Source organism: Streptomyces sannanensis (assembly GCF_039536205.1).
Lineage (GTDB): Bacteria > Actinomycetota > Actinomycetes > Streptomycetales > Streptomycetaceae > Streptomyces > Streptomyces sannanensis.
Map to the genome: position 1 here is coordinate 1,599,527 of NZ_BAAAYL010000001.1, position 14,467 is coordinate 1,613,993.

Sequence of the window (14,467 nt, forward strand, 5' to 3'; positions counted from 1 at the left end):
GTGACAGGCACCGCTGACGGCGGCGACCTCGGAGTGACCGTGCTCGCCCGGCCCCCTCGTGGCCGGACCCCCCCTCGTGAAAACTTGCACAAACGGCCCCTTACGATAGAGCCCGTGTTGACCCCTCTCGCGTATATCGCCCGACGCTGGACGCCCTCACCCCATACCGTCCAGCGGGCCGCGCTCGCGGCGCTCGTGATGAGCGTCGTCATCGTCGTCACCGGCGGAGCAGTGCGGCTGACCGGCTCCGGGCTCGGCTGTGACACCTGGCCCAAGTGCACCGACGACAGCTTGTTCGCCACTCCCGAACAGGGGCTGCACGGCGCGATCGAGTTCGGCAACCGCATGCTGACGTACGTCCTGTGTGCGGCGGTCGGCTGGGCGATCGTCGCCGCGCGCTCCGCGAAGCCCTGGCGGCACAGCCTGACCCGGCTGGGCTGGCTGCAGTTCGTCATCGTGATGGGCAACGCGGTCCTCGGCGGCATCACGGTGTGGGCGGGCCTGAACCCGTGGAGCGTGGCCGGGCACTTCCTGCTCGCCAGCTCGCTGATCACCGTCACCACGATCACCTGGCAGCGCACCCGTGAGGGCGACGAGGCCGCGCGGCCGCGCGTGCCGAAGCCGGTGCGCAAGCTGTCCTGGGCGATCGTCGTGACGTCCGTCGTACTGATCGCGCTGGGGACCGTTGTCACGGGCTCCGGCCCGCACGCGGGCGACAGCAGCGAGGTGCCCCGCATGCCATTCGACTGGGCGAACGCCGCGCATGTCCACGCGGCCGCCGCCTGGGGCGTGTGCGCGCTCGCGATCGCGATGTGGCTCGCGCTGCGTGTCGTCGACGCTCCCTTGGACACCCGGGCCCGCGCCCGCGACCTGCTGCTGGTGCTGCTCGCACAGGGCGTGGTCGGCTATGTCCAGTACTTCACGGAGCTTCCGGAGATGCTTGTCGGCGTCCACATGCTGGGTTCCTGCCTCCTCTGGATCGCCGTTCTGCGGGTGCATCTCTCGCTGCGGGAGCGGCCGGAGGCGATGCCAGGCGTACCGGGCCCCGCACTGGACCAGCGGCAGACCTCGGTGGCCGTGTAATCACACGAGCCCGTACACGCAACTGCCCGTCGCGATGATCGCGGCGGGCAGTTGTGCGTCCGTACGGGACCGGGCGTCGTCGTGTACCCGGGTGCCGAGCGCCTGGCTCAGCGCGTCCTGAAAGGGCCGGGCTCCCCACCACGTGGAGTTTGCGGCGGCCCCGCTGGAGAAGACCAGCGGGCCGAAGGGCGGCGGTTCCAGCCCGAGCAGCGGAAGGCACCGGCGGCGCGAAGCCGGTCCGGTGTCGAAGAGGGTGGTGCCGAGGACGGGTGAGCCCCGCGTCAGGTGCTGCCTCAGCCGTTGGAGGGTCCGCCGAGCTGGAGGCCGGCCATGCGGGTCCACTCGTACGGGCCGGTGCGGACCTTGGCCGCGAAATCGCCGTCGAAGTCCTCGTGGACGGTGATGCCGGCCTTCTCGACGGCGCTCTGCGCGACGGCGTACGACGGGGCCACCAGATCGCCCCAGCCACCGTCCTCGCCCACGAGCACGATGCGGGCGCCCTTCTGGCCGATGTACGCGACCTGGCCTTCGGCGCCGCCGTGCTGTCTGGCGAAGGCGCCGATCTGCCTGGCGAGCTTCGCCGCCTTGCGGTCGGCCTTCGCCACCTGCTTCTCGTCAACCTGTGTGTCTGCCATGCGACCAGGCTACTCGCGGGTAGATCACCTGGCGATACACGGTCCACGTGGCCTGGGCCACGAACGAACGCCGGGCGGGCTGGAAAATCCAGCCCGCCCGGCGTTCGAGGACCATTGACCTACCGCAGGAAGGGGTCCACCGCGACGGCGACGAAGAGCAGCGAGACGTAGGTGATGGACCAGTGGAAGAGACGCATCTCCTTGAGCTTCGCGCCCGTCGCACCGGTCTTCGCGCGGGCCTGGAGCGCATGCGCCTCCCACAGCCACCAGCCGCCGGTCGCCAGGGCGACCGCAGTGTAGAACCAGCCGGTGTAGCCGAGCGGCTGCAGGAGCAGCGAGACGCCGACCATGACCCAGCTGTAGACCACGATCTGCCGGGCCACGACCTTGTTGGAGGCGATGACCGGGAGCATGGGCACGCCCACGCGCGCGTAGTCCTCCTTCACCTTCATGGACAGCGGCCAGTAGTGCGGCGGCGTCCAGAAGAAGATGACCATGAACAGAACCACGGCGGCCCAGGACATCGAGTTGGTGACCGCGGACCAGCCGATCAGCACCGGCAGACAGCCGGCGATGCCGCCCCAGACGATGTTCTGCGCGGTGCGGCGCTTGAGGATCATCGTGTAGACGATGACATAGAAGAGGAGCGCACCGAGCGAAAGTGCCGCGGACAGCCAGTTGACGAGCAGGCCGAACCAGAGCGTGGAGACGACGCCGAGGGTGATACCGAAGACCAGACACTCGCGGGGGCTGACCATGCCCGTGACCAGCGGACGCTGCGAGGTGCGGTCCATCAGGGCGTCGATGTCGCGGTCGATGTACATGTTCAGCGCGTTCGCGCCGCCCGCCGACAGGTAGCCACCGATGCAGGTGGCCAGGACCAACCGGAAGTCGGGCACACCCTGCTCGGCCAGGAACATCACCGGGATGGTGGTGATCAGCAGCAGTTCGATGATCCGCGGCTTGGTCAGTGCCACGAATGCCTTGACTCTGGCCCCGAATGGGCGATGGCCCCGCGGGCTGGAAGTCAAGGCGACCCCTGCGGGTCGGGACTCGACGGCCGTCACGCACACCCCTGACAGAGAAATCCCAGCAAGCCCCGGAAGATCCGGGCATAAGGACCCGGTGAAGACTTGCGCGTACCACGCCACTGTAGACGTTGGCCGCACACCGTTCTTCGCGGGGGTCGAGTCGTGTTGAGGGTGGCCCGAGAGGCGAAGTGAGTCACTTGTCCACACTCTGGATTCACACTCGGAGAAGGCATGTAGCTGCGAGGGTAGGCTCGACAACGCCCGGTACACCCCTCAGTCACCGGGATCCGACATGTGGAGAGGAGCCCTGACCCAGGGTGAGCACCAAGCCGACCACCACTGACCTCGAGTGGACCCAATTGGACCAGCGGGCCGTCGACACCGTCCGCATCCTGGCCGCGGACGCCGTACAAAAGGTCGGCAACGGCCATCCGGGTACGGCGATGAGCCTGGCCCCGGCCGCCTACGTGCTGTTCCAGAAGCTGATGCGGCACGACCCCGCCGACGCGAAGTGGGCGGGCCGTGACCGTTTCGTGCTGTCCGCGGGCCACTCCAGCCTGACTCTCTACATCCAGCTGTACCTCGCCGGCTACGGCCTGGAGCTGGACGACCTGAAGGCGTTCCGCACCTGGGATTCGAAGACCCCCGGCCACCCGGAGTACGGCCACACCGTGGGTGTCGAGACCACGACCGGTCCGCTGGGCCAGGGCATCGCCAACGCCGTGGGCATGGCCATGGCGGCCCGCTACGAGCGCGGTCTGTACGACCCGGAGGCCGCCCCCGGCACCTCCCCCTTCGATCACACCATCTGGGCGATCGCCGGTGACGGCTGCCTCCAGGAGGGCGTCTCCGCAGAGGCCTCCTCGCTGGCGGGCCACCAGAAGCTCGGCAACCTGGTCCTGCTGTGGGACGACAACCACATCTCGATCGAGGGCGACACGGAGACCGCGATCTCCGAAAACGTCATGAAACGGTACGAGGCCTACGGCTGGCACGTCCAGCGCGTCGACCAGCTGCCGAACGGCGACCTCGACCCGGTCGGTCTGTACAACGCGCTGCAGGCCGCCAAGGAGGAGACCGGGCGTCCGTCCTTCATCGCGGCCCGCTCGATCATCGCCTGGCCCGCCCCGCACGCGCAGAACACCGAGGCCGCGCACGGCTCGGCGCTGGGCGACGAGGAGGTCGCGGCCACCAAGCGCGTCCTGGGCTTCGACCCGGAGAAGACCTTCGAGGTCTCCGACGAGGTCATCGCGCACACCCGCCGTGCCCTGGACCGCGGCCACGACGTGCGCTCCGAGTGGAACAAGGCGTTCGACGAGTGGCGCACCGCCAACCCGGAGCGTGCCGCCGAGTTCGACCGTATCCAGGCCGGCGAGCTGCCCGCGGGCTGGGAGGAGAAGCTCCCGGTCTTCGAGGCCGGCAAGGGCATCGCCACCCGTGCCGCGTCCGGCAAGGTGCTCCAGGCACTGGGCTCGGTCATCCCCGAACTGTGGGGCGGCTCCGCCGACCTCGCGGGCTCGAACAACACCACCATCGACGCCTCGTCGTCCTTCCTGCCGGCGGACAACCCGCTGCCGGAGGCCGACCCGTACGGCCGCACGGTGCACTACGGCATCCGTGAGCACGCCATGGGCTCGACGATGAACGGCATCGCGCTGCACGGCAACACCAGGATCTACGGCGGCACCTTCCTGGTGTTCTCCGACTACATGCGTCCGCCGGTGCGCCTGGCCGCGCTGATGCAGGTGCCGGTGACGTACGTGTGGACGCACGACTCCATCGGTCTGGGCGAGGACGGCCCGACCCACCAGCCGGTCGAGCACCTGGCCTCGCTGCGCGCCATCCCGGGCCTGAACATCGTGCGCCCGGCCGATGCCAACGAGACCGCGATCGCCTGGCGCGAGATCCTCAAGCGGCACGACAAGAAGGCCCCGCACGGCCTTGCGCTGACGCGTCAGGGTGTGCCGACCTACGAGTGGAACGAGGACGCGGCGCGCGGCGGCTACGTGCTGTTCGAGGCGGAGGGCGGCGACGCCCGGGTCGTCCTGATCGGCACCGGTTCCGAGGTGCAGCTGGCCGTGGCGGCGCGTGAGCAGCTGCAGGCCGAGGGCATCCCGACCCGCGTGGTGTCGATGCCGTCGGTCGAGTGGTTCGAGGAGCAGGACCAGGCGTACCGCGACTCGGTGCTGCCGCCGTCCGTGAAGGCCCGGGTGGCGGTCGAGGCCGGTATCGGCCTGACCTGGTACCGCTACGTCGGCGAGGCCGGACGTGTCGTTTCGCTGGAGCACTTCGGCGCTTCGGCCGACGGCAAGGTTCTCTTCCGTGAGTTCGGCTTCACTGCCGACGCGGTGGCCGACGCCGCCCGGGAATCTCTTGCCGCCGCAGGGCGCTGACGCCGGTATACGACAAGTAGGAGATGCAATTCTCATGACAGACGCACTCAAGCGCCTCTCCGACGAAGGCGTCGCGATCTGGCTGGACGACCTCTCTCGCAGGCGGATCACCTCCGGCAACCTCGCCGAGCTGACCGACCAGCAGCACGTGGTCGGCGTCACCACCAACCCGTCGATCTTCCAGAAGGCCATCTCGCACGGTGAGGGCTACGAGCAGCAGCTCGCCGACCTCGCCGCGCGCAAGGTGACGGTCGACGAGGCCATCCGCATGATCACGACGGCTGACGTGAGGGACGCCGCCGACATCCTGCGTCCGGTCTTCGACACCACGGGCGGCCAGGACGGCCGGGTCTCCATCGAGGTCGACCCGCGTCTGGCCCACAACACCGCGGCCACCGTCGCCGAGGCCAAGCAGCTGGCCTGGCTGGTGGACCGGCCGAACACGCTGATCAAGATCCCGGCCACCAAGGCGGGTCTTCCGGCGATCACCGAGGTCATCGGCCTCGGCATCAGCGTCAATGTCACGCTGATCTTCTCGCTGGAGCGCTACCGCGAGGTCATGGACGCCTACCTGGCCGGCCTGGAGAAGGCCAGGGAGCGCGGACTGGACCTGTCCCTGATCCACTCGGTGGCGTCGTTCTTCGTGTCCCGGGTGGACACCGAGATCGACAAGCGCCTGGACGCGCTGGGCACCGACGAGGCGAAGGCGCTGCGCGGCAAGGCCGCCCTGGCCAACGCCCGTCTGGCCTACCAGGCGTACGAAGAAGTGTTCGGCGCCGCCGACACATCGACACCGGGTAGCGACCGCTGGGCGGCCCTGGACAAGGCGCAGGCCAACAAGCAGCGTCCGCTGTGGGCCTCCACCGGAGTCAAGGACCCGGCGTACAAGAACACCCTGTACGTCGACGAACTGGTCGCCCCGGGCACGGTGAACACCATGCCGGAGGCCACCCTCGACGCCACCGCCGACCATGGCGAGATCACCGGCAACACCATCGCCGGCACCTACGAGCAGGCCCGCGCCGAGCTCGACGCCGTCGAGGAGCTGGGCATCTCGTACGACGACGTGGTGCAGCTGCTCGAGGACGAGGGCGTCGAGAAGTTCGAGGCGTCCTGGATCGACCTGCTGAACTCGACGGAGGCGGAGCTCAAGCGCCTCGCCCCATCGGAGGGCTGAAACAGTGTCAAGCAGCAACCCGCTGCGTGACGCCGCGGACCGACGGCTCCCGCGCATCGCGGGGCCGTCGGGCCTGGTCATCTTCGGCGTCACCGGCGATCTGTCCCGTAAGAAGCTGATGCCGGCCGTCTACGACCTGGCCAACCGCGGCCTGCTGCCGCCGGGCTTCTCGCTCGTCGGCTTCGCCCGCCGCGAGTGGGCGGACGAGGACTTCGCGCATGAGGTCCACGAGGCCGTCAAGGAGCATGCCCGCACCCCCTTCCGTGAGGAGGTCTGGCAGCAGCTCAGCCAGGGGATGCGTTTCGTCCAGGGCGACTTCGGCGACGACGATGCCTTCGAGACGCTGAAGAAGACGATGGAGGAGCTCGACCAGGCTCAGGGAACCGGCGGCAACTTCGCGTTCTATCTCTCCGTGCCGCCGAAATTCTTCCCCGTCGTCGTGCAGCAGCTGAAGAAGCACGGGCTGGCCGACCAGAAGGGCGGCTCCTGGCGGCGCGCCGTCATCGAGAAGCCGTTCGGTCACGACCTGGCCTCCGCCAAGGAGCTCAACGGGATCGTCCACGAGGTCTTCACGCCCGACCAGGTCTTCCGGATCGACCACTACCTGGGCAAGGAGACCGTCCAGAACATCCTGGCGCTGCGCTTCGCCAACCAGATGTACGAGCCGCTCTGGAACCGGTCGTACGTCGACCACGTCCAGATCACCATGGCCGAGGACATCGGCATCGGCGGCCGGGCCGGCTACTACGACGGCATCGGCGCCGCCCGCGACGTCATCCAGAACCATCTGCTCCAGCTGCTGGCGCTGACCGCCATGGAGGAGCCCGCCTCCTTCGACGCCGACGCACTCGCCGCGGAGAAGACCAAGGTGCTGGGTGCCGTCCGGCTGCCCAAGGACCTCGGCAAGGACACGGTTCGCGCGCAGTACGCGGAGGGCTGGCAGGGCGGCGAGAAGGCCGTCGGCTACCTCCAGGAGGACGGCATCGACCCCAAGTCGAAGACCGACACCTATGCCGCGATCAAGCTGGGCATCGACAACCGCCGCTGGGCGGGCGTCCCCTTCTATCTCCGCACCGGCAAGCGCCTCGGCCGCCGGGTCACCGAGATCGCCGTGGTGTTCCAGCGCGCCCCGCACTCCCCCTTCGACCATACGGCCACGGAGGAGCTGGGCCAGAACGCCCTGGTCATCCGGGTCCAGCCGGACGAGGGCGTGACGGTCCGCTTCGGCTCGAAGGTTCCGGGCACCTCGATGGAGGTGCGGGACGTGTCCATGGACTTCGCCTACGGCGAGTCCTTCACCGAGTCCAGCCCTGAGGCATACGAGCGGCTGATCCTGGATGTGCTGCTCGGTGACGCCAACCTCTTCCCCCGTGTGGAGGAGGTCGAGCTGTCCTGGATGATCCTCGACCCCATCGAGGAGCACTGGGACAGGCACGGCAAGCCCGCGGCCTACCGGGCCGGTACCTGGGGGCCTGCCGAGGCGGACGAAATGCTCGCACGAGACGGACGGAGCTGGCGTCGGCCATGAAGATCGACCTGTCGGACACCAATGCCAGCAAGATCAACAAAGCGCTGGTGAAGGGGCGCCGGGCCATCGGCACCCCTGCCGTCGGCATGGTGCTCACCCTCGTCATCGTCACCGACGAGGAGAACGCCTATGACGCGCTGAAGGCCGCCGACGACGCCTCGCGCGAGCACCCCTCGCGCACCCTCGTCGTCATCAAGCGGGTCGGCAAGTCCGGGCGCGGACGGACCAAGTCCCGGCTGGACGCGCTGGTGCGCGTCGGCGCGGACGCGGGCACCGGAGAGACGGTTGTCCTGCGGCTCTACGGCGAGGTGGTCAACCACGCCGACTCGGTGGTGCTGCCGCTGCTGCTGCCCGACGCGCCCACCGTGGTGTGGTGGCCGGTGAACGCGCCGCTCGACCCGGCCGCCGACCCGCTGGGCGCGCTCGCCCAGCGCCGGGTCACGGACACGTATGCGTCCGAGCAGCCCGTCAAGGAGCTCGGCGCCCGCGCCGAGACCTACACCCCCGGTGACACCGACCTTGCCTGGACCCGGATCACCCCGTGGCGCTCCATGCTCGCCGCCGCCCTCGACCAGACGGTGTGCAAGGTCATCTCGGCCGAGGTGGAGGGCGAGGAGTCCAACCCGAGCTGCGAGCTGCTCGCCATGTGGCTCGCCGACCGGCTGAACGTCCCGGTCAAGCGCTCCGTCTCGGGCGGGCCCGGCCTCACCGCGGTCCGGCTGGACACCGACGGCGGACCGATCGGGCTGGACCGTGCCGACGGCTCGCTGGCCACGCTCTCCATGCGGGGCCAGCCGGACCGGGCGGTGGCGCTCAAGCGGCGCGAGACCGCCGAGCTGATCGCGGAGGAGCTGCGCCGGCTCGACCCGGACGACATCTACGCTTCCGCGCTGAAGTTCGGCGTGGAGCGGCTGAACGAGCAGGTACCGGAGCCGCAGGCCGGGCCCGAGGCGACCCCGGCCGCCGGTCAGGCCGCCGGTCAGGCCGCCGAGGAGGCTCCCGCTCCGGCGAAGAAGGCCGCAGCCAAGAAGGCGGCGGCCAAGTGAGCGCACCCCAGCTCGTCGTCCACCGTGACAAGGAGCTCATGGCGCAGGCCGCGGCGGCCCGGCTGATCACGAAGATCGTGGACGCCCAGGCCACCCGTGGCTCCGCCTCGGTCGTGCTCACCGGCGGACGCAACGGCAACGCCCTGCTCGGTGCCCTGGCCGCCTCCGCGGCCAGGGACGCGATCGACTGGTCCCGGCTCGACCTGTGGTGGGGCGACGAACGCTTCCTGCCCGAGGGCGATCCGGAGCGCAACGTCACCCAGGCCCGGAAGGCGCTGCTGGACGCGGTGCCGCTGAACCCGGAGCGGGTGCACGCGATGCCCGCCTCCGACGGCCCGTACGGCAACGACGTCGAGGCCGCCGCGGCCGCGTACGCCGAGGAACTCGCCACGGCTGCCCGCCGGCCCGAGGACCACGGCCCCGTGCCGACCTTCGACGTGCTGATGCTGGGCGTCGGCCCGGACACGCATGTGGCCTCGCTCTTCCCCGAGCACCCCGCGGTCCACGAAACCGAGCGCATGGTCGTCGGCGTCCATGGGGCGCCCAAGCCCCCGCCCACCCGCATCTCCCTGACCCTGCCCGCCATCCGCGCGGCGCGTGAGGTCTGGCTGCTCGCGGCGGGCGAGGACAAGGCGAAGGCGGCGGCCCTGGTCCTGTCCGGCGCCGGGGAGATCCAGGCCCCGGCAGCCGGCGCACGCGGCCACAGCCGCACCCTCTGGCTCCTGGACGCGGCAGCCGCCGCCCAGCTGCCCCGCGCCCTGTACCCGCCGGCGTCGCCCTGACCTCGCGTCCCCCACGGCCCGGTCCGCCCCAGCGGACCGGGCCGTCGGCGTACCGTGCGCGGTGCGTCCGTCCTCCGCAGGGCGGGCACTCCGGTCGACCGGGCGGAGGGCGGTGGCACCGGGCCGGGCCCGAGAGGGTCAGCGGCCTCGCAACGCGCGGTACTTCGCGGACAGCGTCGCCGTAGAGCTGTCGAGGTCCTCCCCGGCCTCACCCTTCGTCAGGACCGGCTCGATCCGCTTCGCCAGGACCTTGCCGAGTTCGACGCCCCACTGGTCGAAGGAGTCGATGTTCCAGACAGCGCCCTGGACGAAGACCTTGTGCTCGTAGAGGGCGATCAGCTGGCCGAGCACCGAGGGGGTGAGCTCCTCCGCCAGGATCGTGGTCGTCGGGTGGTTGCCCTGGAAGGTCTTGTGCGGCACCAGCGCCTCCGGGACGCCCTCGGCCCGTACCTCCTCCGGCGTCCTGCCGAAGGCCAGCGCCTGGGTCTGGGCGAAGAAGTTGGCCATCAGCAGGTCGTGCTGGGCGACCAGGCCGGGCAGCAGACCGGGCGCGGGCCGGGCGAAGCCGATGAAGTCGGCCGGGATGACCTTGGTGCCCTGGTGGATCAACTGGTAGTAGGCATGTTGGCCGTTGGTGCCCGGCGTGCCCCAGACGACCGGGCCGGTCTGCCAGTCGACCGGCCTGCCCTCGCGGTCCACGGACTTGCCGTTGGACTCCATGTCCAGCTGCTGGAGATACGCCGTGAACTTGGAGAGGTAGTGGCTGTAGGGCAGCACCGCGTGGGACTGGGCGCCGAAGAACGCCCCGTACCAGATGCCCAACAGGCCGAGCAGCAGCGGAGCGTTGGCCTCGGGCGCCGCGGTGCGGAAGTGTTCGTCGACCAGGTGGAAGCCGTCGAGCATCTCCCGGAAGCGGTCGGGGCCGATGGCGATCATCAGGGAGAGGCCGATGGCCGAGTCGTACGAGTAGCGGCCGCCGACCCAGTCCCAGAACTCGAACATGTTGGCGGTGTCGATGCCGAACTCCGCGACCAGGTCCGCGTGCGTGGACAGGGCGGCGAAGTGCTTGGCGACGGCCTCCGGGCCGGCCCCTAGCCCGGTGAGCAGCCAGTCGCGGGCGGAGGTGGCGTTGGTGATGGTCTCGATCGTGGTGAAGGTCTTGGACGCGACGATGAACAGCGTCTCGGCCGGGTCCAGGTCCCACAGCGCCTCGTGCAGATCGGCTCCGTCGACGTTCGACACGAAACGGAACGTCAGATCGCGGTCGGTGCAGGAGCGCAGTGCCTCGTACGCCATCGCGGGGCCGAGATCGGAGCCGCCGATGCCGATGTTGACGATGTTCCTGATCCGCTTGTCGGTGTGGCCGGTCCACTCCCCCGACCTGATCCGGTCGGAGAACGCGGCCATCCTGTCGAGTACCGCGTGCACACCGGGCACCACGTTCTCGCCGTCGACCTCGACGACGGCATCGCGAGGGGCGCGCAGCGCGGTGTGCAGTACGGCCCGGTCCTCGGTGGTGTTGATCTTCTCGCCGCGGAACATCGCGTCGCGCAGCTCCGCCACCCCGGTGACCTGGGCAAGGTCGCGCAGCAGCCGCAGCGTCTCGTCCGTCACCAGGTGCTTGGAGTAGTCGAGGTGGAGGTCACCGACCCGGAGGGTGTACCCGGTGCCCCGGTCCGGGTCCGCCGCGAACAGCTCCCGCAGATGTGTGTCGGCCAACTGCTCCCGGTGCTTGCCCAACGCGGTCCACTCGGGCAACTGGTTGAGTCTGGCTCGGCCTTCTGCGTTCATTTCGGACATCAGCCCACTTCTTCCTCACCTGCGTACGTGCCCCGCTGCCCCTCCAACTTAGTTGATCCGGCCAAAACGGTCCGGCCGGACACCCGAAGGTGCCCGGCCGGTCGCAACTCTCAGATCTCGCCCCGCAGTTTCGCGAGCGCCTCGGCGAGGATGGCCTCGCCATCCGCGTCGCTGCGCCGCTCCCGTACATACGCGAGATGCGTCTTGTACGGCTCGGTGCGCGGCGGGTCCGGCGGATTGTCCCGGTCCTGTCCGGCCGGGAAACCGCACCGCGGGCAGTCCCAGGTGTCCGGAACCTGCGCGTCACTGGCGAAGCTCGGCTGCGTCTCGTGCCCGTTCGAGCACCAGAAGGAGATGCGGAGGCGCGGCGCGGACTCGCCGCGCTCGGCCTCACCCATCGGCCCCGCTCCGACCCGGCTTCCCCGGATCGCGTTGCCACTTGCCACGGTCGTAACTCCCTGCGTGATGGTGCTGCGAAGTAGCCCAGTCTATGTAAGGCCCAACGCGCGTCCAGTGATTGGAGTTACACCCCCACCCCGAGACGCAAGACCCATGATAGGCGGCGATGCCGCCGCCGCATGGGACGAAGGGTCAGCTCTTCAGCTTCACCAGCACACCGAGAACGACAATGCACGCGAACCACAGCAAACCGATCACGACGGTGATGCGGTCGAGGTTGCGCTCGGCGACCGAGGAGCCGCCGACCGACGACTGCATGCCGCCGCCGAACATGTCGGAGAGACCGCCGCCCTTCCCCTTGTGCATCAGCACCAGCAGCATCAGCAGCAGGCTGAAGACGATCAGGGCGATCGAGAACCCCATAATCACGGCTGGACCAACTTCCTCGGACTGATCGGACTGAGACGAAAGACGGGGGCCGGAGGCTCGCCCTGCGGCGGAGCCGCCCATGGACTGTGTGAGCCTGCCGACCCCCGCAAGGGTACGACGGATCCGCCCTACCGCATACTCACTGGTCGCGGAAGCGGACGATCTTCACGAACTCCTCGGCGTCCAGCGCGGCGCCGCCCACCAGGGCGCCGTCCACGTCCGGCTGCGCCATGATCGCGGCGATGTTGCCGGCCTTCACGGAGCCGCCGTACTGGATGCGGACCTTCTCGGCCAGCTCCTGCGAGTACAGCTCCGCCAGACGGCCGCGGATCGCCCCGCAGACCTCCTGGGCGTCCTCGGGGGTGGCGACCTCGCCGGTGCCGATGGCCCACACCGGCTCGTACGCGATCACCACGGACTCGGCCTGCTCGGCCGGGATGTCCTTCAGGCCGCCGTCGATCTGCGCGAGGGTGTGGGCCACCTGGTCGCCCGCCTTGCGGATGTCCAGGGCCTCGCCGACGCACAGGATCGGGGTGAGCCCGTACCGGTAGGCGGCCTTGATCTTGGCGTTGCAGATCTCGTCCGTCTCGCCGTGGTACTGACGGCGCTCGCTGTGGCCGACGGTCACATACGTACAGTGCAGCTTGGCCAGCATCGGGCCCGAGATCTCGCCGGTGTACGCGCCGGAGTCGTGCGCCGAGACGTCCTGGGCGCCGTACTTGATCTTGAGCTTGTCGGCGTCGACCAGGGTCTGCACGGACCGCAGGTCGGTGAAGGGCGGCAGGACGGCGACCTCGACGGCGTCGTAGTCCTTGTCCGACAGAGCGAAGGCGAGCTTCTGGACGTGCGCGATGGCCTCGAGGTGGTTGAGGTTCATCTTCCAGTTGCCCGCCATCAGCGGGGTACGCGTGGTCATAAGGGGGTCAGTCCTCCAGTGCGGCGAGGCCGGGAAGCGTCTTGCCCTCGAGGTACTCGAGGCTGGCACCGCCACCGGTCGAGATGTGTCCGAACTTGTTCTCGTCGAAGCCGAGGATGCGCACGGCCGCGGCCGAGTCGCCACCGCCGACGACGGTGAAGGCCGGGCTGTCGATGAGCCCCTGGGCGACAGCGGCGGTGCCGCCGGCGAAGTCCGGGTGCTCGAAGACGCCCATCGGGCCGTTCCAGAAGACGGTGGCCGCGTCGGTGAACTTCGACGCGTACAGCTCACGCGTCTTCGGGCCGATGTCCATGGCCTCCTCGTCGGCCGGGATGGCGTCGGCCGAGACGGTGGTCGGGTTGGCCGGGGCCTTGGTCTTCAGGTCCGGGAAGTCCGGGGAGACCAGGACGTCCAGGGGCAGGACGAACTCCACGCCGCGCTTCTCGGCCCGCGCCAGGTACTCCAGGCAGGTCGGGATCAGCTCCTCCTGGAGCAGCGACTTGCCGACCTCGTGGCCCTTGGCCTTGAGGAAGGTGTACGCCATGCCGCCGCCGATGAGGATGCGGTCGGCCTTCTCCAGCAGCTGGTCGATGACCGCGAGCTTGTCGGAGACCTTGGAGCCGCCGAGCACGACGACGTACGGCCGCGCGACGTCCTCGGTGAGCTTCTTCAGAACGCCGACCTCGGTGACGATCAGCTGGCCGGCCGCGTGCGGCAGGCGGGCCGGCAGGTCGAAGACCGAGGCGTGCTTGCGGTGCACGGCACCGAAGCCGTCGCCGACGTACAGGTCGGCGAGGGCGGCGAGCTCGTCGGCGAAGGCGGCGCGCTCGGCGTCGTCCTTGCTGGTCTCGCCCGGGTTGAAGCGGAGGTTCTCGAGCACGGCGACCTGGCCGTCGGCCAGGTCCGCGACGACGGCCCGGGCGGACTCACCGACCGTGTCGGTGGCGAAGGCGACGTCCTTGCCGAGGAGTTCACCGAGCCGCGCGGCGGCCGGGGCGAGCGAGAAGGCCGGGTCCGGGGCGCCCTTGGGGCGGCCCAGGTGGGAGGCGACGACCACGCGGGCGCCGGCCTCGGCGAGCTTCGCGATGGTCGGCCGGACGGCGCGGATGCGGCCGTCGTCGGTGATGGTGGTGCCCTCGAGCGGCACATTGAGGTCGGCGCGGACGAACACCCGCTTGCCCGCCACGCCGTCGGCGATCAGTTCGTCGATCGTCTTCATCTGTTGCTGACTCCTTGCGTCAACGGGAT

14 protein-coding genes are annotated in these 14,467 nt (G+C 69.6%); 6 read left to right on the forward strand and 8 right to left on the reverse strand.

Going from position 1 to position 14,467, the window contains the following annotated elements; all coding sequences use genetic code 11:
* Positions 1-84: 84 nt before the first annotated feature.
* Positions 85-1,083, forward strand: a complete 999-nt coding sequence (locus ABD858_RS07395; RefSeq protein WP_345035354.1) for a COX15/CtaA family protein — start codon at positions 85-87, stop codon at positions 1,081-1,083.
* Here the strand turns inward: ABD858_RS07395 and ABD858_RS07400 are convergent, their stop codons facing one another.
* The 3 genes from ABD858_RS07400 to ABD858_RS07410 form a co-directional block, all read right to left on the reverse strand.
* Positions 1,084-1,425 (reverse strand): hypothetical protein, encoded by a 342-nt coding sequence (locus ABD858_RS07400; protein WP_345045091.1) that lies wholly within the window; start codon positions 1,423-1,425, stop codon positions 1,084-1,086. It abuts the gene before it with no gap.
* Positions 1,377-1,718: a hypothetical protein gene (locus tag ABD858_RS07405; RefSeq protein ID WP_345035355.1), complete on the reverse strand. Its 342-nt coding sequence runs from the start codon at positions 1,716-1,718 to the stop codon at positions 1,377-1,379. The genes ABD858_RS07400 and ABD858_RS07405 overlap by 49 nt, the downstream gene beginning before the upstream one ends.
* A 119-nt stretch (positions 1,719-1,837) precedes the next feature.
* Entirely contained in the window at positions 1,838-2,791 is a 954-nt protein-coding gene (locus ABD858_RS07410; RefSeq protein WP_425586164.1) for a heme o synthase, read from the reverse strand.
* Between the two features lie 275 nt (positions 2,792-3,066).
* Between ABD858_RS07410 and tkt the strand changes: the two genes are divergently transcribed.
* From tkt to pgl, 5 genes are read left to right on the forward strand one after another with little or no spacing between them, the layout of a single operon-like run.
* Positions 3,067-5,142, forward strand: a complete 2,076-nt coding sequence (gene tkt, locus ABD858_RS07415; RefSeq protein WP_345035357.1) for a transketolase — start codon at positions 3,067-3,069, stop codon at positions 5,140-5,142.
* Between the two features lie 34 nt (positions 5,143-5,176).
* A complete protein-coding gene (gene tal, locus ABD858_RS07420) occupies positions 5,177-6,319 on the forward strand; it encodes a transaldolase (protein WP_345035358.1) in 1,143 nt (380 codons plus the stop codon).
* A 4-nt stretch (positions 6,320-6,323) separates the two neighbouring features.
* Positions 6,324-7,847, forward strand: a complete 1,524-nt coding sequence (gene zwf, locus ABD858_RS07425; protein WP_345035359.1) for a glucose-6-phosphate dehydrogenase — start codon at positions 6,324-6,326, stop codon at positions 7,845-7,847.
* The gene (gene opcA / locus ABD858_RS07430) at positions 7,844-8,893 is read left to right on the forward strand and encodes a glucose-6-phosphate dehydrogenase assembly protein OpcA (RefSeq protein ID WP_345035361.1); all 1,050 of its coding nucleotides are present in this window, start codon (positions 7,844-7,846) and stop codon (positions 8,891-8,893) included. Before zwf ends, opcA begins: the two co-directional genes overlap by 4 nt.
* The gene (gene pgl, locus ABD858_RS07435; protein WP_345035362.1) at positions 8,890-9,675 is read left to right on the forward strand and encodes a 6-phosphogluconolactonase; all 786 of its coding nucleotides are present in this window, start codon (positions 8,890-8,892) and stop codon (positions 9,673-9,675) included. Before opcA ends, pgl begins: the two co-directional genes overlap by 4 nt.
* A 138-nt stretch (positions 9,676-9,813) precedes the next feature.
* Here pgl and pgi read toward each other — a convergent pair whose 3' ends face one another.
* From pgi to ABD858_RS07460, 5 genes are all read right to left on the reverse strand, one after another.
* Positions 9,814-11,466: a glucose-6-phosphate isomerase gene (gene pgi / locus ABD858_RS07440; RefSeq protein ID WP_345044326.1), complete on the reverse strand. Its 1,653-nt coding sequence runs from the start codon at positions 11,464-11,466 to the stop codon at positions 9,814-9,816.
* A gap of 119 nt (positions 11,467-11,585) precedes the next feature.
* Positions 11,586-11,921 carry an RNA polymerase-binding protein RbpA gene (locus ABD858_RS07445; protein ID WP_003957010.1) on the reverse strand — a complete coding sequence of 112 codons (336 nt, stop codon included), beginning with the start codon at positions 11,919-11,921 and terminating at the stop codon, positions 11,586-11,588.
* A gap of 145 nt (positions 11,922-12,066) precedes the next feature.
* Positions 12,067-12,303 carry a preprotein translocase subunit SecG gene (gene secG / locus ABD858_RS07450; protein WP_345035364.1) on the reverse strand — a complete coding sequence of 79 codons (237 nt, stop codon included), beginning with the start codon at positions 12,301-12,303 and terminating at the stop codon, positions 12,067-12,069.
* A gap of 139 nt (positions 12,304-12,442) precedes the next feature.
* The gene (tpiA, locus tag ABD858_RS07455) at positions 12,443-13,219 is read right to left on the reverse strand and encodes a triose-phosphate isomerase (protein ID WP_345035365.1); all 777 of its coding nucleotides are present in this window, start codon (positions 13,217-13,219) and stop codon (positions 12,443-12,445) included.
* A 7-nt stretch (positions 13,220-13,226) separates the two neighbouring features.
* Positions 13,227-14,438, reverse strand: a complete 1,212-nt coding sequence (locus ABD858_RS07460; protein WP_345035367.1) for a phosphoglycerate kinase — start codon at positions 14,436-14,438, stop codon at positions 13,227-13,229.
* Positions 14,439-14,467: the final 29 nt, after the last annotated feature.